20 protein-coding genes are annotated in these 21621 nt (G+C 58.5%); 10 read left to right on the forward strand and 10 right to left on the reverse strand.

Annotated elements, in window-relative coordinates; genetic code table 11:
• Positions 1–509 precede the first annotated feature (509 nt).
• The 9 genes from G5179_RS14240 to G5179_RS14280 all read right to left on the reverse strand — a co-directional run bounded on the left by G5179_RS14240 (position 510) and on the right by G5179_RS14280 (position 7277).
• Positions 510–770 (reverse strand): DUF1488 domain-containing protein, encoded by a 261-nt coding sequence (locus tag G5179_RS14240; RefSeq protein ID WP_069555578.1) that lies wholly within the window; start codon positions 768–770, stop codon positions 510–512.
• Entirely contained in the window at positions 767–1588 is an 822-nt protein-coding gene (aroE, locus tag G5179_RS14245; RefSeq protein ID WP_421258588.1) for a shikimate dehydrogenase, read from the reverse strand. Before aroE ends, G5179_RS14240 begins: the two co-directional genes overlap by 4 nt.
• Before the next feature lie 103 nt (positions 1589–1691).
• The gene (gene hemF, locus G5179_RS14250; protein ID WP_421258589.1) at positions 1692–2600 is read right to left on the reverse strand and encodes an oxygen-dependent coproporphyrinogen oxidase; all 909 of its coding nucleotides are present in this window, start codon (positions 2598–2600) and stop codon (positions 1692–1694) included.
• Positions 2601–2712: 112 nt separating this feature from the next.
• Positions 2713–3273 carry a Sua5/YciO/YrdC/YwlC family protein gene (locus tag G5179_RS14255; protein WP_019445779.1) on the reverse strand — a complete coding sequence of 187 codons (561 nt, stop codon included), beginning with the start codon at positions 3271–3273 and terminating at the stop codon, positions 2713–2715.
• A 135-nt stretch (positions 3274–3408) separates the two neighbouring features.
• Positions 3409–3912: a 5-(carboxyamino)imidazole ribonucleotide mutase gene (purE, locus tag G5179_RS14260; protein ID WP_005339704.1), complete on the reverse strand. Its 504-nt coding sequence runs from the start codon at positions 3910–3912 to the stop codon at positions 3409–3411.
• A 74-nt stretch (positions 3913–3986) separates the two neighbouring features.
• On the reverse strand, positions 3987–4544 hold the full coding sequence (locus G5179_RS14265) for a topoisomerase DNA-binding C4 zinc finger domain-containing protein (RefSeq protein ID WP_421258590.1): 558 nt from the start codon (positions 4542–4544) through the stop codon (positions 3987–3989).
• Between the two features lie 55 nt (positions 4545–4599).
• Positions 4600–5073 carry a DUF494 family protein gene (locus G5179_RS14270; RefSeq protein WP_005339699.1) on the reverse strand — a complete coding sequence of 158 codons (474 nt, stop codon included), beginning with the start codon at positions 5071–5073 and terminating at the stop codon, positions 4600–4602.
• Positions 5066–6181, reverse strand: coding sequence for a DNA-processing protein DprA (gene dprA, locus G5179_RS14275; RefSeq protein WP_421258591.1), 1116 nt, complete (start codon positions 6179–6181; stop codon positions 5066–5068). The genes G5179_RS14270 and dprA overlap by 8 nt, the downstream gene beginning before the upstream one ends.
• Before the next feature lies 1 nt (position 6182).
• On the reverse strand, positions 6183–7277 hold the full coding sequence (locus G5179_RS14280; protein WP_421206321.1) for a LysM peptidoglycan-binding domain-containing protein: 1095 nt from the start codon (positions 7275–7277) through the stop codon (positions 6183–6185).
• Between the two features lie 108 nt (positions 7278–7385).
• On the opposite strand from G5179_RS14280, the gene def reads away from it, so the two are divergent.
• The 5 genes from def (at position 7386) to G5179_RS14305 (ending at position 13211) form a co-directional block, all read left to right on the forward strand.
• Positions 7386–7898 (forward strand): peptide deformylase, encoded by a 513-nt coding sequence (gene def / locus G5179_RS14285; protein WP_216952294.1) that lies wholly within the window; start codon positions 7386–7388, stop codon positions 7896–7898.
• Between the two features lie 12 nt (positions 7899–7910).
• A complete protein-coding gene (gene fmt, locus G5179_RS14290) occupies positions 7911–8855 on the forward strand; it encodes a methionyl-tRNA formyltransferase (RefSeq protein WP_421172637.1) in 945 nt (314 codons plus the stop codon).
• Between the two features lie 60 nt (positions 8856–8915).
• Positions 8916–10208: a 16S rRNA (cytosine(967)-C(5))-methyltransferase RsmB gene (gene rsmB / locus G5179_RS14295; protein WP_421206317.1), complete on the forward strand. Its 1293-nt coding sequence runs from the start codon at positions 8916–8918 to the stop codon at positions 10206–10208.
• Between the two features lie 87 nt (positions 10209–10295).
• Positions 10296–11672, forward strand: coding sequence for a Trk system potassium transporter TrkA (gene trkA, locus G5179_RS14300; RefSeq protein ID WP_005339689.1), 1377 nt, complete (start codon positions 10296–10298; stop codon positions 11670–11672).
• A 96-nt stretch (positions 11673–11768) separates the two neighbouring features.
• Entirely contained in the window at positions 11769–13211 is a 1443-nt protein-coding gene (locus G5179_RS14305; protein ID WP_421258592.1) for a TrkH family potassium uptake protein, read from the forward strand.
• 249 nt (positions 13212–13460) lie between these two features.
• Here the strand turns inward: G5179_RS14305 and typA are convergent, their stop codons facing one another.
• Positions 13461–15272: a translational GTPase TypA gene (gene typA, locus G5179_RS14310; protein WP_106844305.1), complete on the reverse strand. Its 1812-nt coding sequence runs from the start codon at positions 15270–15272 to the stop codon at positions 13461–13463.
• Positions 15273–15623: 351 nt separating this feature from the next.
• Here typA and glnA point away from each other — a divergent pair, with 351 nt between their 5' ends.
• From glnA to add, 5 genes are all read left to right on the forward strand, one after another.
• Positions 15624–17033, forward strand: coding sequence for a glutamate--ammonia ligase (glnA, locus tag G5179_RS14315; protein WP_005339672.1), 1410 nt, complete (start codon positions 15624–15626; stop codon positions 17031–17033).
• 115 nt (positions 17034–17148) lie between these two features.
• Positions 17149–17730: a DUF4124 domain-containing protein gene (locus G5179_RS14320; RefSeq protein ID WP_421258593.1), complete on the forward strand. Its 582-nt coding sequence runs from the start codon at positions 17149–17151 to the stop codon at positions 17728–17730.
• 80 nt (positions 17731–17810) lie between these two features.
• Positions 17811–18866: a nitrogen regulation protein NR(II) gene (glnL, locus tag G5179_RS14325; protein WP_005356202.1), complete on the forward strand. Its 1056-nt coding sequence runs from the start codon at positions 17811–17813 to the stop codon at positions 18864–18866.
• Positions 18867–18875: 9 nt separating this feature from the next.
• Positions 18876–20294, forward strand: coding sequence for a nitrogen regulation protein NR(I) (gene glnG / locus G5179_RS14330; protein WP_005339666.1), 1419 nt, complete (start codon positions 18876–18878; stop codon positions 20292–20294).
• Between the two features lie 141 nt (positions 20295–20435).
• Entirely contained in the window at positions 20436–21437 is a 1002-nt protein-coding gene (add, locus tag G5179_RS14335) for an adenosine deaminase (protein ID WP_236095642.1), read from the forward strand.
• Positions 21438–21621 lie beyond the last annotated feature (184 nt).

Raw genomic sequence — 21621 nt, forward strand, 5'->3', positions numbered from 1 at the left:
ACCAAAAGGGATAAAAATGAGGCCGGACGACAGTGATGCCATCCAGCCTGAAATAATAAGTTCAAAAAATTGGGAAGAAGCTGAATCTTGAGTACCAGACGACAGGTATTCCTCAAGAAGCAGCCTCATTCTATCAAATGCATCGCTAATTTAAAGCATTTACTCTAAATTATGCGTATAAAAAAACACCCCGACGAGAATCTCATCGGGGCAGCTATTCAGCCACATTCAATTACGTGAAATAAAAGGTCTGAAAGATAGAACATCTTACCTCTGTACCCTACGCAGACAACTGTACAGCAAAGCAGCAGAAAGTGAAAGTAATTTATGTAATTTAGTTTCACAACTTACAGATTAAGAAAAAATCTTTTATTTTCATACAGATAAAAAAATCCCCAGTACGAATACCGGGGAGTTATAAAGGTGACTAGCTAGCACTTCCTCAACTATCTAGTTAGTCAGCGCCATTTCAAAGTAGTTCCGCTACAAAACAAAAAAACTTTGAAAAATCAGAGATAGATAGCGCCATCTTCAGCAAACTCTTGTTCTTCAATGAGTTTTTCAGCAATATCTTCAATATCAAAACGCACACTTTCGAAGGCTCTGACGATGTCATCCTCTCTCGTCAGCGCCAGACCTGTCATTCTCTCCAGTCGCCGATGGCTGATGTAACAATCTATCAGCGCCCCCATCTGCTGGGCAGGAAAACGCACCCGCTGTTCGTCAGCCTGCCACTCCATCAGGTCGGGAAACAGAATCCCCTGGTTCATATCACCCCCAAGTTACGCTTCAACTCTCTCAATACCTGTTTAGTCCCGGGACGAATTCCGCGCCACACGGTAAACGCTTCGGCGGCCTGTTCCACCAGCATGCCGAGTCCATCCATGGTTTGACGGGCCCCATGCTGTTTGGCCCAACTGATAAAGGCCGTATCCGAGGCGCCATACATCATGTCGTAGATGGCAATATCCGTGTGGATCAGGGCGGGAGCCAACGGCGGCAGCTCCCCTTGCAGGCTGGCGGAGGTAGAGTTGATGACGAGATCGAATGACCCTGCCAACTGCTCATAGGTCTGGGCAGTCACATGCCCCAGATCGCAGAATTCGTCAGCCAACTGTTGCGCTTTTGTGTGGGTGCGGTTGGCGATCACCAGCTCGCTCGGCAACTCGGCCAGTAGCGGCGCCAATGCACCGCGAGCCGCGCCACCGGCACCCAGCAGCAGGATCCGGCTATCCGCCAGCGTCACACCATGGGACTTGAGATCGGCGACCAGACCGGCGCCATCGGTATTATCCCCCAGCAACACGCCATCATCGGTCAGCTTGATGGTATTGACCGCGCCCGCCCGCTTGGCCCTTGGGCTCAAGCGATCGACCAGAGTAAATGCCTGCTCCTTGAAGGGAACGGTGACATTGCATCCCTTGCCCCCTTGGTCAAAGAAGGTGCGCAGGGCTTGGGCAAACTCGTCGACGGCGGGTTCAGCCAGCCCATACTCCAGCTCTTGCTGGGTTTGTCTGGCAAACAGGGTGTGAATGAAGGGGGACTTGCTGTGGCGCACCGGGTGGCCAAAAACCAGATAACGATCCATCAAAGAGTTCCATCTGAAGGCAATATTCCGATTTAACGGTTTTTCGCACTCGGGAACAAGCCGAATAACGGCCAGTAAAAAGGGACCATCATGGTCCCTCGGGTCACAGCCATTCTCGCGGCGTGAGGTAATCGGTGTAGAGCAAGGCTTCAGGAGTGCCCGCCTCCGGCTGCCAGTCATACTCCCAACGTGCCAACGGTGGCATCGACATCAGGATCGACTCGGTACGTCCGCCGGTCTGCAACCCGAACAGGGTGCCCCGGTCATACACCAGATTGAACTCCACATAACGGCCGCGACGATAGAGCTGGAACTCCCGCTCCCGCTCGCCATAGGGCACTGCCTTGCGTCGCTCGATGATCGGCAGGTAAGCATCCAGATAACCCCGACCTACCGCCCGCATAAAGGCAAAGCAGTCGGCAAAAGGCCAGCGATTAAGATCGTCGAAGAAGAGACCGCCCACCCCTCGCGTCTCGTTGCGGTGTTTGAGGAAGAAGTAGCGATCGCACCAGGATTTGAACTCGGGGTAGATCTCATCACCAAAGGGCTGGCAGAGATCACGGGAGACCTGATGCCAGTACTGCACATCCTCGGCAAACGGGTAGAAGGGCGTCAAATCGAAGCCACCGCCAAACCACCAAATGGGCTCTTCACCCTCTTTCTCGGCAATGAAGAAACGGACGTTGGCGTGGCTGGTCGGCACATAGGGGTTGTGCGGATGGATCACCAGGGACACGCCCATCGCCTCGAACTTGCGACCGGCCAACTCTGGCCGATGTGCTGTAGCAGAGGCAGGCATGGCATCGCCATAGACATGGGAGAAGTTGACGCCCCCCTGCTCGATCACCGCGCCGTGGCGCAGCACGCGGGTGCGTCCGCCACCACCGCCTTCACGGCTCCATGCATCTTCCACAAAGTGTCCACTGCCATCGGCCTGCTCCAGACCACGGCAGATCTCGTCCTGCAACTGCAACAGGAAGGCCTTGACCTGGGCCACATCCGGTTTGCTCATCTTGTCTCCAGTCAGGCAGGATCGTGAACGCCCTGTCCATTTTTATAGTTAAATCAATCCGATGAGCTCACCGCTCAGCGGATTGATGGCAAATCATGACGTATCCGCCTGCTCAGGAGGGGCGAATAATGGCGCCGGTTCGGGCGTCCTTGATCTCGGATGGGTTGGCTTGACCACCCACTTCACCGGGCAGGATATAGGCTAACTTGCTTGCCAGCCGCTCACCAATATCGGCCACCCGACGGGCAGGCTCCTCACCGGTCAGGTTGGCGCTGGTAGAGACCAGCGGCTTGCCAAAGGCACGGCACAACGCCTGTACCTGAGGATGAGCCGTCACGCGCACCGCCAGGGTCTCGAACTGCCCGGTCAGCCAGGCCGGCGTCGTTGCACGGGCAGGCATGATCCAGGTAAAAGGACCGGGCCAGCTGGCTTCAACCCGAGCCAGTTGCTCACCGCTAAGTTGGCTCAGATCGATGTAGTCCTGCAATTGCGCCAAATCGGCAGCAATCAGGATCAACCCTTTCTCTACCGGACGCTGCTTGATGGCCAGCAGTCGCTGCACCGCAACTTCGGAGTCGGGATCACACCCCAGACCAAACACGGCCTCGGTCGCATAAGCAATCACCCCTTCCTGCTGGAGGGCAGCAACTGCCTGTTCAAATTCATTTGGCATAGGAAAAATGCGGCAGCCTGGCTGCCGCCTCGTCACTTGGTAGCAAGTTGAATCCATACGGCGGCGACCACAACAAAGTGACGTTTTGCTGTAGCACAGGAAAAATACGACACATCCGGATCGCCACCCATTCACTTACTTGAGTTGAGCCTGCAGGGCGGCATCCTTAGCCATCACCTCTTCGGCATTCTTCTGGCGTTCGGCCCGAACCTTGGCCGCCAGTTCATCATCGGCTACTGCCAGCATCTGGGCTGCCAGATAACCTGCGTTCTTGGCACCGGCTTTGCCGATCGCCACGGTCGCTACCGGCACACCACCCGGCATCTGCACAGTGGAGAGTAGCGCATCCAGCCCCTTGAGCGGGCCACCATCGATGGGCACCCCGATCACGGGACGAGTCGTGATGCCGGCTACGGCACCCGCCAGATGCGCAGCCAGACCGGCAGCACAGATAAAGACCTTGCAGCCACGGGCCTCGGCATCGGTCACATACTGATGGGTCGCAGCCGGCGTGCGGTGCGCGGAGGTGACTTTGACTTCCACTGCGATATCAAATGACTTGAGCACCTCGAGGGTGGTTTGCATCACGGGGAAATCAGAATCAGAGCCCATCAATACGGCAACAAAGGGTTTATTCATGGTGGGAATTTCCTTACTCCAAGTGGGGGGTTGAAGTTCACCGAAAACGTTTCAATCCGGTTGCGGCGGCGGGATTATACCTGCTCACTTTGGTGGCCGCATTTCTTTTGCGGACAGACCCAACGCAGAGTTCCCCTCACTTTTTTCTCTACCATGATGCCCCAGCCACACGCGGGGCAAGGCATGGGGATCGGCTTGTCGTTCACCACATATTTGCAGTGTGGATAGCCATCACAGGAGTAAAACTGCTTGCCGTAGCGGGAGGTGCGGCTCACCAGATGACCCTTGCCGCACTCGGGGCAGAGGATCTGGGTATCGTCGCTCTCCTGCAGGGATTCGATATGCTGGCAGGCCGGATACTGGGTACAACCGACAAAGAGACCGTAACGCCCCTTCTTGATCGCCAACGGCTCTCCGCAATCGGGACAGGCAGAGCCTTCGAGCACCTTTTCGATGTCGCGGCTGGATGGCGTCAGGGAGCGAATGTAATCACAGGCAGGATAGGCAGAACAGCCGAGAAAGGGGCCATGTTTGCCCTGGCGGATCACCAGCTCGGCCCCGCACTGCGGGCACGGCTCGCGCTCGAAGGCATGTTCGTGGGCTGAAAAGAGGTGATGATCGATTTTTGACATGGGCCGCGCCTTGAAATCCAGATGGCCTGAATTCTACCAGCGCGGCACCGGACTGTCAGTGAATGACGCCGTCTGACTCATCAAACACCAGCTCTTCCATCTGCTGGTAGGCATTTTCACTGCCCGGTACGTTGAACAGCACCATCATGACGACCCACTTGAGGTCATCCAGCTCGATATCCGGCTTGTCCAGCTCGAGCAGACGCTCGATACAGATCTCGCGGGTTTCGGCATTCAGCACTTGAGCCTGTTCCAGAAAGAGCAGGAAGCCGCGGCACTCGGTGCTGAGGCGCGCCAGCTCTTGCGGAGCATAGATACGCATCGAGCCTTGCGCGCTGGCGGTGACATAGACCTCTCGCTCGCTATCGTGCAGATTGGCCAGTCGCTCCAGCCAGTCGAGCGCCTTGTCGATCTCTTCTTTATCGAAACCGGCCCGGCTCAACTCGTCGGTGAGCTCATCCTGCTCGACCATCACATCTGCATCGCTGTGGATGTAGGTCTCGAAAAGGTACATCAATACATCAAACATGATTCGCCCTCCTCGCTCTGACGTATCCACCGGCTACCGCCATCACTGCACCGGCCAGCTCCAGCTCTACCAACCTGCCCAATACCACTTCGACAGGAAGCTGGGCCCGCTCGGCAACGGTATCCACGCTCGTGGTCTCATAATCTACGTTATCCAACAAATCGGCATAAGGCAATTTGCTATTATGCGGTTGCTCAGATGGTATGACCGACGAATGTGGCCGTGCGACCCACTCTGGCAACTCTTCCACTATATCGGCCGCACTCAGCACAAGTTTGGCCCCCTGCTGAATTAATCTGTTGCACCCTATCGCCTGGGCGTTTTGCGGGGCGCCGGGTACCGCAAACACTTCGCGCCCCTGCTCCAGTGCATAGCGAGCGGTGATCAGCGAACCACTCTGCTCGGTCGCCTCCACCACCAGAGTTCCCAACGACAGACCACTGATAATACGGTTGCGACGAGGAAAATGTTCAGCCAGCGGCCCTTTATCCGGCGCCAGCTCGGAGATAAGCAAACCACCTTTCTCCAGAATCTGACCTGCCAGTCCCTGATGGCGTTTGGGGTAGAGGCAATCCAGCCCGGAGCCCAACACGGCAAGGGTGATACCACCACAAGCCAGCGCCTGCTGATGGCAAACACCATCGATACCGAGCGCAAGGCCCGAGGTGATGGCGACCCCGCATCTAACCAGTTCGCTACAGAGACGGGACGCGTTATCTTTGCCTGCATAGGTGGGATGACGTGTCCCCACCATCGCCAGCTGGGGTAGCGACAGCGCTTCAAGATCGCCACGGCAGTAGAGCAACAGGGGGGCCGCGGGAATTTCACGCAACAAGGGCGGATAAACAGGGTGATCTTGCGGAATAAGGAGATTGCCAGGTAACGCGGCCCAAGCCAGACTCTGCTCAACAACCGGCGAGGGCCAGCGCAGTTGTTTGATCTGCTCTGACGACAGCCCCATACCGTGCAGCTGTGTTTCATCGCTCTGAAACAGGGCATCAATCGAACCGCCGATCTGCTCCAGCAGCCGAACTGCGGTTACAGGGCCGATTCCGGTAACCGCATTGAGGGTTAACCAGAGCGCCAAGCGCTCATCGGGGTAATTCACGTCAGAAGTGAGTGACCTGATAACCCGAGCTCACCATGTCCTTGCTCTGCATGATGAGGCCATAACTCAGCTTGTCATACACCTTGAACAACATGACGCGGGCAATCGCTTCAGAGGGCAGTGGTGCCTTCTGGTTGCCACTACTGTAGAACACCTTGTCGTAGACAGAGGAGAACTCCTTGTATTTCACTGCACCATTCTTGGTGACCAGCGCAGCCCCCGGACGCCGAACATCGAGCACATCGCCCGCGGAGAGTTGATCCCGAGCGCCTTTGTTAATCAAGACCACATCAAACTTGCCCCCTCCCCTGGCTTTGCTCGGCAAGTCGATGATGTAGCCAGGGGCAATCGCCGGGGCAGCCTTGGGCATGAAAACCGCAGGCATGTTCTCCTGAGGGGGCAGCTCCATAATCTTGTCACCCTGCAATACTTCACGCTGGTTGTGGGTGAGAGTAACTTCGGTCCGATCACCATCCAGCAGCGCTACCGCACGCACCACGCCTGCAAAGATGGCCTCCTGACCCAAAAGCTCACCTGTCTCGCGATCCTTGTAGACCACCCCGGGATGATAGATGCCATACATCTTGCCCGGTATCAGAGCTCCCTGCACATAGAGGGTGTCCCCCTCAAGCATTCCAATGTGCTTTTCGTCTGAACCCAGCAAATAGGGCAGCATTTTCTGCTGCTGACTGTCGGCCAAAATATGGTCCGTCTGCAAAAAGGGACCTATCTCGCTGAAGGGCAGAGTAGGGATAGGATTTGCCTTGCTCTCATAACGGGTTTTCGGGCCGAGACGGATGACCTGTTTGTCCCCCTGCATCGCTTTGCCCAGCCGGGGCTCACCATTGACCCAGCTCAGGTGCAGCACGTCCCCTGGGTAGATCCAGTGCGGATTGGCAATCTGTGGATTGATGTTCCAGAGCCGGGGCCACAGCCATGGCTCAGAGAGATATTTGCCGGAGATATCCCACAGGGTATCGCCTTTTTGCACTACATAGCTTTCGGGATAACCCGCTTTCAACCTCAGCTGATCGGCCAGAGCAGCTTGGCTCATGGTCACCAGCAGGCAGGTGAGGATGGTTTGCTTCAGATACATAACACTCCCTGTTACCTCTGCGCGCAAAGTGTTGCTGTTTTTTGTCGGCGTAAATGACTAGAATTACGCCAATATTGACTGCATTTATACGAAACTAAAGAAAAAACTATGGCCATTCTAGATGTATTGCGTTTTCCCGATGAGCGTCTGCGTACTATCGCAGCCCCTGTCGAGACCTTTACACCCGAGTTACAACAAATTGTAGATGATATGTTCGAAACCATGTATGCGGAGGAAGGCATTGGCCTGGCCGCAACGCAGGTGGATATTCATCAACGCATCATAGTGATCGATGTCTCTGAAAACCGTGAAGATCCTCTGGTATTGATCAATCCGGAAGTGATCTCCCAGTGTGGCAGCACCGGCATTGAAGAGGGTTGTCTCTCCGTGCCTGGCAGCCGCGCTCTGGTACCGCGCGCTGAGCAGATCAAGATCCGCGCCCTGGATCGCCACGGCAAACCGTTCGAGCTGGAAGCGGACGACCTGCTCGCCATCTGTATCCAGCACGAGATGGACCACCTGATGGGCAAGTTGTTCGTGGATTACCTGTCCCCGCTCAAGCGCCAGCGCATTCGCCAGAAGCTGGAAAAGATGGCCCGTGAAGATCGCAAAGTCCTCTGAGGATCTGCCCCATTGAATAAGCTGAAACTGATTTTTGCCGGTACTCCCGACTTCGCCGCCCGTCACCTGGCGGCGTTGTTGTCTTCCGACCACGAGGTCGTTGCCGTTTATACCCAGCCCGACAAGCCCGCCGGCCGTGGCCAGAAGCTCACCGCCAGCCCGGTCAAAGAGCTGGCACTGGCCCACAACCTGCCGGTTTACCAGCCCGCTACCCTGCGCAAGGAAGAGGCGCAAGCCGAACTGGCCGCCCTTGGCGCAGACCTGATGGTCGTGGTGGCCTATGGCCTGATCCTGCCCAAGGCGGTACTCGATACCCCGCGTCTGGGCTGCATCAACGTCCATGGCTCCCTGCTGCCCCGCTGGCGTGGCGCGGCACCGATCCAGCGCTCAATCTGGGCGGGCGATAGCGAAACCGGCGTCACCATCATGCAGATGGATGTGGGGCTGGATACCGGCGCCATGATCCGCAAGGTAAGCTGCCCCATCGCCGCCGACGAGACCTCTGCCAGCCTCTATGACAAGCTGGCAGAGCTGGGTCCGCAGGCGCTGGTCGACACCATCGATGCCATGGCTGCCGGTGAAACCGCTGCCGAGGCGCAAGATGATGCGCTGGCCAACTACGCCGAAAAGCTCTCCAAGGAAGAGGCCCGCATCGACTGGTCGATGGAGGCTGTTGCCATCGAACGCTGCATCCGCTCGTTCAACCCCTGGCCCATCAGCTGGTTTGAAGTAGCTGACCAGACCATCAAGGTATGGCAAGCCGCCGTCATCGACATCGACCACGGCCAACCCGCCGGCACCCTGCTCAAGGCCGACAAGCAGGGGATCGATATCGCGACCGGCAAAGGGGTACTGCGCCTGCTGACCCTGCAACCGCCCGGCAAGAAGGCGATGTCCGTTTCGGATCTGCTCAACTCTCGCCGCGACTGGTTTGAACCCGGCACGCAATTGAATTGAACTGGATTGAATTGACACAAGCGGGGCCCAGGCCCCGACTTGCGCATCTAAGGTAACTCTATGAAAACACGTGCACAGGCCGCTCTCGTTATTCAACAGGTGCTGGATCAGGGTCAATCCCTCTCCGCTGTTCTGCCTGCTGCCCAGGAGAAGGTCGCGCCTCGCGATCGTGCTCTCCTGCAAGAACTCTGCTACGGCACCCTGCGCTGGCTGCCCCGCCTCGATGCGGCAGTCAACGAGATGATGGACAAGCCGCTCAAGAACAAGAGCCGCATTTTCCACTACCTCATCCTGGTCGGTCTCTATCAGCTCATCTACACCCGCATTCCGGCTCACGCCGCGGTGGCCGAGACCGTCAACGCCGTCAAACTGCTCAAAGGCACCTCACTGCGTGGCCTCATCAACGGCGTGCTGCGCAACTTCCAGCGCAGCGCCGAAGTCATTCTGCTGCGCATCGACCGCGTTCCCAGCATTCGCCTCGGTCATCCGGAGTGGCTCACCAAGCGCCTGCGTCAGGCCTATCACGATGAGTGGGAATTCATCATGGAGGCGAACAACCAACGCCCTCCCATGTGGATCCGCAACAACAGCCAGCGCCAGAGCCGCGATGCCATGCTGGCTCGCATGGCTGAAGTCGGCATCAATGCCGTGGCCGGTGAAGAGGGCGAGGATTGCATCCTGCTGGAGCGACCTTGCGATGTGACCAAGCTGCCCGGCTTCGAGGTCGGTGACTGCTCGGTACAGGATGGTGCCGCACAACAGGCCGCGGCACTGCTCGACCCACAACCGGGTGAGTGGGTACTGGATGCCTGCGCGGCACCCGGTGGCAAGACTGCCCACCTGCTGGAGCGTCAGCCCAAGCTGGCTGGCGTGGTCGCCGTCGATGCCGACGAAAACCGCCTCAAGCGAGTGCAGGAGAACCTGGACCGCATCGGCCTCACCGCCAAGGTGATCCATGGCGATGCCGCGGCACCGGAACAGTGGTGGCCGGAGGGTCAGTTCGACCGCATCCTGCTGGATGCCCCCTGCTCCGCCACCGGCGTCATCCGTCGCCATCCCGACATCAAGTGGTTGCGCCGTGATCAGGACATCCGCGAGCTGGCCGAGCTGCAGCGCCGTATTCTCAATGCCCTCTGGGGCAAGCTGAAAAGCGGTGGCACCCTGCTCTACGCTACCTGCTCCGTCCTGCCGGAAGAGAACCGCGAACAGATCCGTGCCTTCCTTGCCGCGACCAAAGATGCCAAATTGGTACCGCTGCACGAACATGACACCCCGGACTGCCCGGGCCGCCAGTTCCTGCCGGGTGAAGCCGAGATGGATGGCTTCTACTACGCCAAACTGGTCAAGCTCTGAGCCGGGCATGACAAACCTCATTCGGGAGAGCCGCCAGCTCCGTTCTGGCGCTCCCCTTTACTGCCTCAACGTGAGTAGACGTTCCCTATGAAAATCATCATTTTGGGAGCCGGCCAAGTCGGCGGCACCCTGGCCGAGAACCTGGCCGGGGAGAACAACGACATCACCATCGTCGACACCGACAGCGAGCGCCTGCGCGAACTGCAGGACAAGTTTGACCTGCGGGTAGTCAACGGGCACGGCGCCCACCCCAAGGTGCTGCGCGAAGCGGGGGCTCAGGATGCCGACATGCTGGTCGCCGTCACCAACAGTGACGAGACCAACATGATCGCCTGTCAGGTGGCCTACTCCCTGTTCAACACCCCGAACAAGGTGGCGCGGATCCGCTCACCAGCCTATCTGACCGAACGGGATCGCCTGTTCCTGCCGGAATCGGTGCCGGTGGACCACCTGATCGCGCCGGAGCAGCTGGTGACCGACTATGTTCGTCGCCTGATCGAGTATCCGGGCGCCCTGCAAGTGGTTGATTTCGCTGGTGGCCGCGTCGGTCTCGTGGCGGTCAAGGCCTACTACGGTGGCCCGCTGGTAGGTAACGCCCTCTCCACCCTGCGCGAGCACATGCCCAACATCGAGACCCGGGTAGCGGCCATCTTCCGTCAGGGCCGCCCGATCCGCCCGCAAGGTACCACCATCATCGAAGCGGATGACGAGGTCTTCTTCGTCGCCGCCGCGGGCCATATCCGTGCCGTGATGTCTGAGCTGCAGCGCCTCGAGAGCCCCTACCGCCGCATCATGATCGTCGGTGGTGGCAACATCGGCGCGGGTCTCGCCCGCCAGCTGGAGAAGCGCTACAGCGTCAAGCTCATCGAGCGCAACCAGAAGCGGGCGGAGCAGCTCTCCGAACTGCTGGAGAACACCATCGTCTTCTGCGGCGATGCGGCGGATCAGGAGCTGCTGGCTGAGGAGCACATCGATCAAATCGACGTCTTCATCGCCGTGACCAACGAGGATGAGGCCAACATCATGTCGGCGCTGCTCGCCAAGAAGATGGGTGCCAAGAAGACCATGGTGCTGATCCAGCGCGGCGCTTACGTGGATCTGGTGCAGGGTGGCTCCATCGATATCGCCATCTCGCCCCAACAGGCCACCATCTCGGCCCTGCTGACCCATGTGCGCCGAGCCGATATCGCCAACGTCTACAGCCTACGCCGCGGCGCTGCCGAGGCGATCGAGGCAATTGCCCACGGTGACGAGAACACCTCCAAGGTGGTCGGCAAGACGGTGGGCGAGCTCAAGCTGCCGCCGGGTACCACTATCGGTGCCGTAGTGCGCGGGGATGAGGTGCTGATCGCCCACGATCGTACCAAGATCCAGCAGGATGACCACGTGGTCATGTTCCTGGTGGACAAGAAGTACATCCCGGAAGTGGAGCGGCTGTTCCAGCCAAGCCCCTTCTTCCTGTAACGTCTTCATGCGCACAGGCTGTCAAACCAGACCCGGCTCAGCTCCTCCAAGGGGATGGTCCGGGTCTTTTGTTAATCAACGACCAGGTTATCGAACATGATCAAACTGCGTCCCATTATCTTCACCCTCGGGCTGGTGCTCTCCAAGCTGGCGCTCTTCATGTGGCTGCCCACCTTGCTGGCACTGCTCACCGGGTCAGAGGGATTTGTCGAGTTTCTCAAGTCCGTGCTGATCACCCACGGCGCCGCCCTGCTCTGCCTCCATTACGGCCGCAAGGCGGAGTTTCATCTGGGGGTGCGGGAGATGTTCCTGCTCACCACCTCGGTCTGGGTGGTTGCCTGTATCTTCGGGGCGCTGCCCTTTGTCTTCATCACCCACATCAACTTTACCGACGCCTACTTCGAGACCATGTCGGGGGTGACCACCACGGGCTCTACCGTGCTATCCGGCCTCGACAACATGGCCCACAGCATCCTGTTGTGGCGATCCATCCTACAGTGGCTGGGGGGGGTCGGCTTTATCGTGATGGCGGTTGCCGTACTGCCCTATCTCAACGTCGGCGGCATGAAGCTGTTCCAGACCGAGAGCTCGGACTGGTCAGACAAAAGCGCCCCGCGTGCCAAGACGGTCGCCAACAACATCGTTGTGGTCTATCTGGTGCTCTCCATGCTCTGCTTCATGGCCTACTGGGCCAGCGGCATGAATATGTTCGAGGCGATCAACCACGCCATGACCACCCTCAGTACCGGCGGCTACTCCACCTCCGATCAATCCATGTCCCACTTCTCCAACTCGGCACACTGGATTGGCACCCTGTTCATGTTCCTCGGTGGCCTGCCCTTCCTGCTCTATGTGCAGAGCCTCAACCACAGGGACAACAGCCTGTTCAAGGATGCCCAGGTGCGTGGCTTCTTCTGGCTGGTCGTGTGGGTCACCGTCATCATGACCTTCTATCTGTGGGAGAGAGACCTGTTCGGCTTCTGGGATGCCCTGCGCATCAGCTGCTTCAACATCGTCTCGGTACTCACCACCACCGGCTACGGTCTTGGTGACTTCGGCACCTGGGGACCGCTCGCCAGCATCGTCTTCATCGTGCTGCTGGCGCTGGGGGCCTGCTCTGGCTCCACTGCGGGCGGCCTCAAGATCTTCCGGGTACAGGTGGCGTTTGCCCTGTTCAGAAAGCAGATGCGCCAGCTGATGCACCCTTCCGGCGTATTTCCCCAGAAGTACAACGGCCGGACGGTCAATGACGCCATCATCCGATCAATGATCTCCTTCGTGCTGGCCTACTTCACCATCATTCTGGTGATAGCCGCACTGCTGGGCGCTATCGGGCTTGACCCCCTGACGGCCATCTCCAGCTCCATCACCGCTGTCGCCAACGTCGGCCCGGGCATGGGCCCGGTGGTCGGCCCCAGCACCAACTTTGCCAGCCTGCCGGAATCGGCCAAATGGCTGCTGTCATTCGGCATGCTGCTGGGACGACTGGAGATCCTGACGGTCGCCGTGCTCTTCTTCCCCTCCTTCTGGCGCCAGTAATCCCTCACTGCAAGCCAGCAAAAAGCCGCAGCGTTCACCCGCTGCGGCTTTTTTATCTCACCATCCCCACGACTTTCGTTCGCCGCTTATCAGCCCACTCATCATCCATTGCTGATGGCCTGAACGAGTTCATCAGGGTGGCCAGAGCGGATCACAAGCATAAAAAAACGGACCCAAACCAGAGGTTTGGGTCCGTTTATCAGTGAACCGTCAGCGGCCGCAAGGGCTGCCGAGACTCAGCACATGGCATTAACCACGGCCAGAGCGTTTGCGATCCAGCTCGGTCAGCAATTTCTTGCGGATACGGATGTTCTTAGGAGTCACTTCTACCAGTTCGTCGTTGTCGATGAACTCGAGAGCCTGTTCCAGAGTCATGCGGATCGGCGGAGTCAGCACCTGAGCTTCATCGGTACCGGAGGCACGCATGTTGGTCAGCTGTTTGCCTTTCAGGCAGTTAACAGTCAGGTCATTGGAACGGGAGTGAATACCGATTACCTGGCCTTCGTACACCTCGGTCGCGTGACCGATGAACAGACGACCGCGGTCTTGCAGACCGAACAGGGCGTAAGTCAGTGCCTTACCGGTTGCGTTGGAGATCAGTACACCGTTCTGACGCTCACCGATGCTGCCACCCTTGTGCGGACCGTAGTGGTCGAAGGTGTGGTACAGCAGACCGGTACCTGAGGTCATGGTCATGAACTCGGTCTGGAAGCCGATCAGGCCACGGCTCGGGATCATGAAGTCCAGGCGGACACGACCCTTGCCATCCGGGGTCATGTTGGTCATTTCGCCTTTACGCAGACCCAGCTGCTCCATCACGGAACCCTGGTGCGCTTCTTCAACGTCCACAGTCACAGTTTCGAACGGTTCTTGCAGTTCGCCGTCAACAGTACGCAGGATTACTTCCGGACGGGATACCGCCAGCTCGTAACCTTCGCGACGCATGTTTTCGATCAGGATGGAGAGGTGCAGTTCACCACGACCGGATACGCGGAACTTGTCCGGATCATCAGTCTCTTCCACGCGCAGGGCCACGTTGTGGACCAGCTCCTGGTTCAGACGCTCCAGAATGTTGCGGGAGGTCACGAACTTGCCCTCTTTACCGGCGAACGGTGAAGTGTTGACCTGGAAGGTCATGTTCACGGTCGGCTCGTCAACGGAGAGCGGCGGCAGGGCCTCAACGGCACCGTTGTCACAGATGGTGTCGGAGATTTTCAGCTCGCCCAGACCGGTGATAGCGATGATGTCACCCGCTTGCGCGTCGGCAACTTCAGTACGGGACAGACCCAGATAACCCAGCACCTGACCGACTTTACCATTACGGGTCTTGCCGTCAGCACCAACGATGGTGACTTGCTGGTTGGTCTTGACGCGACCACGGGTGATACGGCCGATACCGATAACGCCCACGTAGGAGTTGTAGTCCAGCTGGGAGATCTGCATCTGGAAACCACCTTCGGCATCAGCCTTCGGCGCTTCAACGTTGTCAACGATGGCCTGGAACAGCGGCTCCATGTTTTCGGACTCGACGTCCTGATCCATGGTGGCCCAACCGTTCAGTGCAGAGGCGTAAACAACTTTGAAATCCAGCTGTTCGTCAGTCGCGCCCAGGTTGTCGAACAGGTCGAATACCTGATCCATTACCCAGTCAGGACGAGCACCCGGACGGTCAACCTTGTTGATGACCACGATCGGCTTCAGACCCTGAGCGAACGCTTTCTGGGTCACGAAACGGGTTTGCGGCATCGGGCCGTCTACGGCGTCAACCAGCAGCAGCACGGAGTCAACCATGGACAGTACGCGCTCTACTTCACCACCGAAGTCGGCGTGACCCGGGGTATCAACGATGTTGATGCGGTAGTCATTCCAGCGGATCGCAGTGTTCTTGGCGAGAATGGTGATGCCACGTTCCCGTTCCAGATCATTGGAGTCCATGATCCGTTCCTGGCCTTCCGTGGAGCGGTCCAGGGTGCCGGACTGCTGCAGCAGCTTATCAACCAGAGTCGTTTTGCCGTGGTCAACGTGCGCAATAATCGCAATATTGCGTAAATTCTCTAACATTCTCGCCTCAATCACCGGGTAAAATTGGGCGCTAATTGTACTCTTGCCTTTGTGATCTGCCTAGCAGAATTGCAGTACATTCGCGCATAACAACAGATCTGGATCATAGACCTCTCTGACAAACCCTGCTTAGATGGGCGGTGACCGTATTTCGCGCACCATTACAGTGCACCAAAACGATCCACCATCGCACTAAATTGATGCAACGCGAGTCGAGATCGCCTGATTTTGGGGAGCCTCTTCAGCGAGATTGCCCTGAAATCAAGCTGTCACAAACTTGGCACGATACTGGCTTGTGTGAATACGACGACGCATTCACCCAGAGAGTTTTAACACCGGAGGTTACTTAGCATGTCAGCCCAGAACGTTTTGGCCCTGATCCAGGAACACGAAGTCAAGTTTGTTGATCTGCGCTTTACCGACACCAAGGGTAAAGAGCAGCATGTATCCATCCCTGCTCACCAGGTTGATGAAGATTTCTTCGAAGACGGCAAGATGTTCGATGGTTCCTCCATCGGCGGCTGGAAGGGCATCAACGAATCCGACATGGTACTGATGCCGGACGCAGCCTCCGCCAAGCTGGACCCGTTCACCGAAGAGACCACCCTGAACATCGTTTGTGACGTACTGGAGCCTGCCACCATGCAGGGCTACGACCGCGATCCGCGCTCCATCGCCAAGCGTGCAGAAGATTTCCTGAAGTCCAGCGGCATCGCTGACACCGTGCTGTTCGGGCCGGAGCCGGAATTCTTCATGTTCGACAACATCACCTTCTCCAACACCATGGGCCACAGCTTCGTGAAAATCGAATCTGAAGAAGCCGCATGGAACTCCGGCACTGCCTATGAGCATGGCAACAAGGGTCACCGTCCGTTCGTGAAAGGCGGTTACTTCCCGGTTGCACCGGTCGACTCCTCCCAGGATATCCGTGCCGCCATGTGTCTGGTGCTGGAAGAGATGGGCCAGGTCGTTGAAGCTCACCACCACGAAGTGGCCACTGCCGGTCAGAACGAGATCGCTACCCGCTTCAACACTCTTACGCTGAAAGCAGATGAAGTACAGGTACTGAAGTACGTGATCCACAACGTGGCCCACGCCTACAACAAGACCGTCACCTTCATGCCGAAACCCATGTTCGGTGACAACGGCTCCGGCATGCACTGCCACCAGTCTCTGGCCAAGAACGGCGTCAACCTGTTCGCCGGGGACCTGTATGGCGGTCTGTCCGAGATGGCGCTGCACTACATTGGCGGTATCATCAAGCACGCCAAGGCCATCAACGCCTTCGCCAACCCGACCACCAACTCCTACAAGCGTCTGGTTCCGGGTTATGAAGCACCGGTCATGCTGGCCTACTCTGCCCGCAACCGTTCTGCCTCCATCCGTATCCCGGTGGTACCGAGCCCGAAAGCTCGTCGTATCGAAGTGCGCTTCCCGGATCCGGCTGCCAACCCGTACCTGGCCTTCGCAGCCCAGCTGATGGCCGGTCTGGACGGTATCATCAACAAGATCCATCCGGGCGATGCCATGGACAAGAACTTGTACGACCTGCCGCCGGAAGAGGCTGCAGAAGTGCCGACCGTTGCTGGCTCTCTGGACGAAGCCCTGGCAGCTCTGGATGCTGACCGCGAGTTCCTGACCCGTGGCGGCGTGTTCAGCGATGACTTCATCAACTCCTATCTGGAACTGAAACAGCAGGATGTTGACCGTGTGCGCATGACCCCGCACCCGCTGGAGTTCGAACTGTACTACTCCGTCTAAGTCGCAGCAGACAGCCCATTTAGATTGGGGCAGCTTGCCGAATCGTGACAAAACCCGCCAGATGGCGGGTTTTTTCTCTGATAGGATTAAGCAAGATACCGTCAAGGAGAGATGGATGAACAAGATACATGGCATAGGAGCAATTACCCTCCTGTTACTGACCTCATTCAGTACTCATGCGGCCAAGGTCTACTCCTGGGTCGATGGCAATGGCATTACCCACTACACGGATGCCCCTCCTCCCGGCAAAAACGTAAAGGAGGTGGATCTGCGGGCTGCTCCCCTGCTGGGTAGCGCCCCCAGCTCGGTACAGGTAGACAACTTCAACAGCCTGACTGGCGCCGATGCCAAGAAGGAGCAGGAGGCGGCCAAACTGGTGATCGAGCTGCTCTCCCCTGAACAGGGCAGCACCCTGCGCGACAACACAGGCAATATCGTCTTTCAGGGTCAAATCAGCCCCAAACCGCCAACCCAGTATGATGTGCGCCTGACTCTGGATGGCAAGGCAGCCCCCATCGTCAGCAACAGCCTCTCTATCCGGGTCGAAAATGTCGATCGCGGTGCCCACGAAGCTCAGCTCGAGCTGCTCGCCAAAGACGGTACGATCCTTGCTGAATCTACACCAGTCACCTTTTACCTGCATAGAGCGACCGTGACTCCGGCTCCCAAACCCACCCCCAAAGCCAACCAAGGGTGATATAGCGCACCGATGCGGGTAAACTCTATGCACCATATCGGTGCATAATAGGTGTGTAGCACCGTTTTAGGGAGAAACCTGTGCCAACCCGCTCGGACAACGCCAAAACACTCTTAGATAATTTGCTGACCGCCGTGATCCTGATGGATGAACGGCTCTGCATCCAATTCGTCAACCCGGCGGCTGAACAGCTGCTCTCCCTCAGTGAACGCCGGCTGATCGGCATCGAACTGCCTCATCTGCTGGAACATATCTCCCTCGATTTGCAACGGCTCAAGCAGTGCCTCGTTTCAGGGCAAGGCTTTACCGATAGCGAAGTGACTCTGGTGGTAGAGGGAGAACCGCGACTGGTGGAGCTGAGCGCTACCCCCATGGCCGACCACGAACAGCGTCTGCTGGTCGTGGAGCTGCGCAAGATCGACCAGCAGAAGAAGATCAGTCAGGAGCAGCAGCAACATGCCCAGCAGCTGGCGGCCAAGGAGCTGGTGCGCGGCCTGGCACACGAAATCAAGAATCCCCTCGGCGGCCTGCGTGGCGCGGCCCAGCTGCTGCAAAAAGAGCTGCCCGACCCGGCGCTGCGCGAATATACCGGCATCATCATCGAACAGGCCGATCGGCTGCGGGTACTGGTCGATCGCCTGCTCGGCCCCCAGCGCCCCGGCCGTCACCAGATGCACAATGTCCATTCGGTACTGGAACAGGTACGCCGACTGGTGGAGCTCGAACTCCCTCCCTCTGTTCGCATCGAGCGGGATTACGATCCCAGCATCCCCGAATTCGAGATGGAGCCGGATCAGCTGCAGCAGGCGTTTCTCAACATAGTGCGCAACGCCGCCGAAGCACTGGGCGATCAGACCGGGCTTATCCGTATCAAGACCCGCACCGCGTTCCAGATCACCATCCACGGCCAGCGCTACCGGCTGGCGGCGGAGATCAAGATCATCGACAACGGCCCCGGCATTCCCGATGCCATTCGCGACACCCTGTTCTACCCCATGATCACCGGCAAGGAGGGGGGAACCGGGCTCGGCCTCTCCATCGCCCAGAACCTGATCGACCAGCACAAGGGGCGGATTGACTGCATCAGCTGGCCGGGTCACACCGAATTCACCATTTTTCTACCGCTTCGCAAGTAAGGGAACCCCATGACCGCCAAAGTGTGGATCGTCGATGACGACAGTTCTATCCGCTGGGTGCTGGAGCGCACTCTCGGCAGCGAAGGCTTCAACTGCGAGAGCTTTGCCGATGGCGAAGCCCTGCTGCACGCCCTTGAGCTGCGATCGCCCGATGTCATCCTCTCCGATATCCGGATGCCCGGCATCGATGGTTTGAGCCTGCTGGAGCAGATCCACCGCCGTCAGGCCGATCTGCCCATCATCATCATGACCGCCCACTCGGATCTCGACAGCGCGGTCAACGCCTACCAGCGCGGCGCCTTCGAGTACCTGCCCAAACCGTTCGACATCGACGAAGCCGTGACCCTGGTGCGCCGCGCCGAGAATCATCTCAAGGAGCAGCGCACCAAGCGCAAGTCTCGTCAGCAAGAAGCCACCGCCACTCCCGAAATCATCGGTGAGGCACCGGCGATGCAGGAGGTGTTCCGCGCCATAGGCCGCCTGTCACGCTCCAGCATCTCGGTGCTGATCAACGGTCAGAGCGGTACCGGCAAGGAGCTGGTCGCCCACGCCCTGCACAAGCACAGCCCGCGCGCCCACAAGAACTTTATCGCCCTCAACATGGCGGCTATCCCGAAAGATCTCATCGAATCCGAGCTGTTCGGTCACGAGAAGGGGGCCTTCACCGGCGCCAACAACATCCGCCACGGCCGCTTCGAGCAGGCCGACGGTGGCACCCTGTTTCTCGACGAGATCGGTGACATGCCGCTGGATGTGCAGACTCGGCTGCTGCGGGTCTTGGCCGATGGCCAGTTCTACCGGGTCGGTGGCCACCAGCCGGTGCAGGTGGATGTACGGATCATCGCCGCCACCCACCAGAATCTGGAGAAACGGGTCGCCGATGGCGAGTTTCGCGAGGATCTGTTCCACCGTCTCAACGTCATCCGCATCCACATCCCCGCCCTCAAGGAGCGCCGTGAGGACATCCCCCAGCTGGCACGTCACTTCCTGCTGCGCGCCGCCAAAGAGCTGAACGTCGAGGCCAAGAGCCTGCACCCGGATACCCAGGCCTATATCAGCCGCCTGCCCTGGCCGGGCAACGTGCGCCAGCTGGAGAACGTCTGCCGCTGGCTTACCGTGATGGCCTCGGGGCAGGAGGTTCTGGTCGGCGACCTGCCTGCCGAGCTGCTCACTCCCATCACCCACAACGCCGAACCGGGCCAACCGGCGTTGCCCGGTTGCTGGCAGCAACAGTTGCAAGAGTGGGTGGCCAGCAAGCTGGCGCTGGGAGAGACAGACATCCTGGCAGATGCCATGCCTCAGTTCGAACGGATCATGCTGGAAACGGCGCTGGAACACACCCACGGCCACAAGCAGGAGGCGGCGCGCCTGCTCGGTTGGGGTCGCAACACCCTGACCCGCAAGCTGAAGGAACTCGATCTCTCCTGAGTCCCGGGGAAAAACGATTCCCATCACGCCCTGACAAATCACCGCCCGCCAGAACCCCGTTTAACGATAAACGGGGTATCTTTTTTGAAAGCCCCGCCTAGAATGGCAGGCTTTCAAACCTGACTCGACGAGGGCGCCCCCATGATTGACAGATCTCTCCCCCTGACCGACCTGCACCGCCATCTGGACGGCAACATCCGCCCGCAAACCATCCTCGAGCTGGGTCGCCAACACAACATTCAGTTGCCCGCCTTCGAGCTGGAGGCGCTGCGCCCCCACGTACAGATTGTCGAGAACGAGCCGAGCCTGGTCGCCTTCCTGAAGAAGCTGGACTGGGGTGTTGCCGTGCTGGCCGACTATGATGCCTGCCGCCGGGTCGCCTACGAGAACGTGGAAGATCTGCTGCGCGCCGGTATCGACTATGCCGAACTGCGTTTCAGTCCGGCCTATATGGCGATGGCCCACAAGCTGCACCCGCAGGGCGTGGTAGAAGCCATCATCGACGGCGTGGCCGCGGGCAGCCGCGATTTCGGTATCAAGACCAACCTGATCGGCATCATGAGCCGCACCTTCGGCACCGAGCAGTGCAATCGGGAGCTGGCCGCCTGTCTGGCCCACCGCGACAAGCTGGTCGCCATCGATCTGGCCGGTGACGAGCTGGGTTTCCCGGGGGAACTCTTTGTCGATCACTTCCGTCAGGTGCGCGATGCAGGCATGCGCGTCACCGTACACGCAGGTGAAGCCGCTGGCCCCGAGAGCATGTGGCAAGCCATTCGCGAGCTGGGCGCCGAGCGTATCGGCCACGGCGTCAAAGCGATTCAGGATCCGGCCCTGATGGCCTATCTGGCCGAGCACCGCATCGGCATCGAATCCTGCCTCACCTCCAACGTCCAGACCACCACAGTGGCGAGCCTGACCGAACACCCGATCCGCCAGTTCCTGGCCGCTGGCGTGCTGGCTTGCCTCAACACCGACGATCCGGCGGTGGAAGGGATCGACCTGCCCCACGAATATGAAGTGGCCGCTCCGGCCGCCGGCATGACCGCGAGCGAAATCCGCACCGCCCAGCAGAACGGCCTGACCCTGGCCTTCCTGAGCGATAGCGAGAAAGCCGAGCTGAGCGCCCGCGCCGCCAGCCGCTGATCCACACCGGCACTGCAAATAGAAACGGCCCACTTCGGTGGGCCGTTTCTATTTGCCTGTTACATGGTCAGACATAAAACCAAAAGCCTCACATGACGAATTCGCCAATGAAAAACCATTATAAACAATGAGTTGAGCAATACTCCAAACTCCCTCATTCTAATTGCGTAACCGTGAGGTTACT

Source organism: Aeromonas sp. 600886, assembly GCF_049174935.1.
Classification (GTDB): Bacteria; Pseudomonadota; Gammaproteobacteria; order Enterobacterales; family Aeromonadaceae; genus Aeromonas; species Aeromonas veronii_A.

What these genes read in the sequence shown, in the direction of transcription:
- G5179_RS14240 (WP_069555578.1), bottom strand. Translation starts at nt 770, where the DNA reads ATGAACCAGGGGATTCTGTTTCCCGACCTGATGGAGTGGCAGGCTGAC.
- aroE (WP_421258588.1), bottom strand. Translation starts at nt 1,588, where the DNA reads ATGGATCGTTATCTGGTTTTTGGCCACCCGGTGCGCCACAGCAAGTCC.
- hemF (WP_421258589.1), bottom strand. Translation starts at nt 2,600, where the DNA reads ATGAGCAAACCGGATGTGGCCCAGGTCAAGGCCTTCCTGTTGCAGTTG.
- G5179_RS14255 (WP_019445779.1), bottom strand. Translation starts at nt 3,273, where the DNA reads ATGCCAAATGAATTTGAACAGGCAGTTGCTGCCCTCCAGCAGGAAGGG.
- purE (WP_005339704.1), bottom strand. Translation starts at nt 3,912, where the DNA reads ATGAATAAACCCTTTGTTGCCGTATTGATGGGCTCTGATTCTGATTTC.
- G5179_RS14265 (WP_421258590.1), bottom strand. Translation starts at nt 4,544, where the DNA reads ATGTCAAAAATCGATCATCACCTCTTTTCAGCCCACGAACATGCCTTC.
- G5179_RS14270 (WP_005339699.1), bottom strand. Translation starts at nt 5,073, where the DNA reads ATGTTTGATGTATTGATGTACCTTTTCGAGACCTACATCCACAGCGAT.
- G5179_RS14280 (WP_421206321.1), bottom strand. Translation starts at nt 7,277, where the DNA reads ATGTATCTGAAGCAAACCATCCTCACCTGCCTGCTGGTGACCATGAGC.
- def (WP_216952294.1), top strand. Translation starts at nt 7,386, where the DNA reads ATGGCCATTCTAGATGTATTGCGTTTTCCCGATGAGCGTCTGCGTACT.
- rsmB (WP_421206317.1), top strand. Translation starts at nt 8,916, where the DNA reads ATGAAAACACGTGCACAGGCCGCTCTCGTTATTCAACAGGTGCTGGAT.
- trkA (WP_005339689.1), top strand. Translation starts at nt 10,296, where the DNA reads ATGAAAATCATCATTTTGGGAGCCGGCCAAGTCGGCGGCACCCTGGCC.
- G5179_RS14305 (WP_421258592.1), top strand. Translation starts at nt 11,769, where the DNA reads ATGATCAAACTGCGTCCCATTATCTTCACCCTCGGGCTGGTGCTCTCC.
- typA (WP_106844305.1), bottom strand. Translation starts at nt 15,272, where the DNA reads ATGTTAGAGAATTTACGCAATATTGCGATTATTGCGCACGTTGACCAC.
- glnA (WP_005339672.1), top strand. Translation starts at nt 15,624, where the DNA reads ATGTCAGCCCAGAACGTTTTGGCCCTGATCCAGGAACACGAAGTCAAG.
- G5179_RS14320 (WP_421258593.1), top strand. Translation starts at nt 17,149, where the DNA reads ATGAACAAGATACATGGCATAGGAGCAATTACCCTCCTGTTACTGACC.
- glnG (WP_005339666.1), top strand. Translation starts at nt 18,876, where the DNA reads ATGACCGCCAAAGTGTGGATCGTCGATGACGACAGTTCTATCCGCTGG.
- add (WP_236095642.1), top strand. Translation starts at nt 20,436, where the DNA reads ATGATTGACAGATCTCTCCCCCTGACCGACCTGCACCGCCATCTGGAC.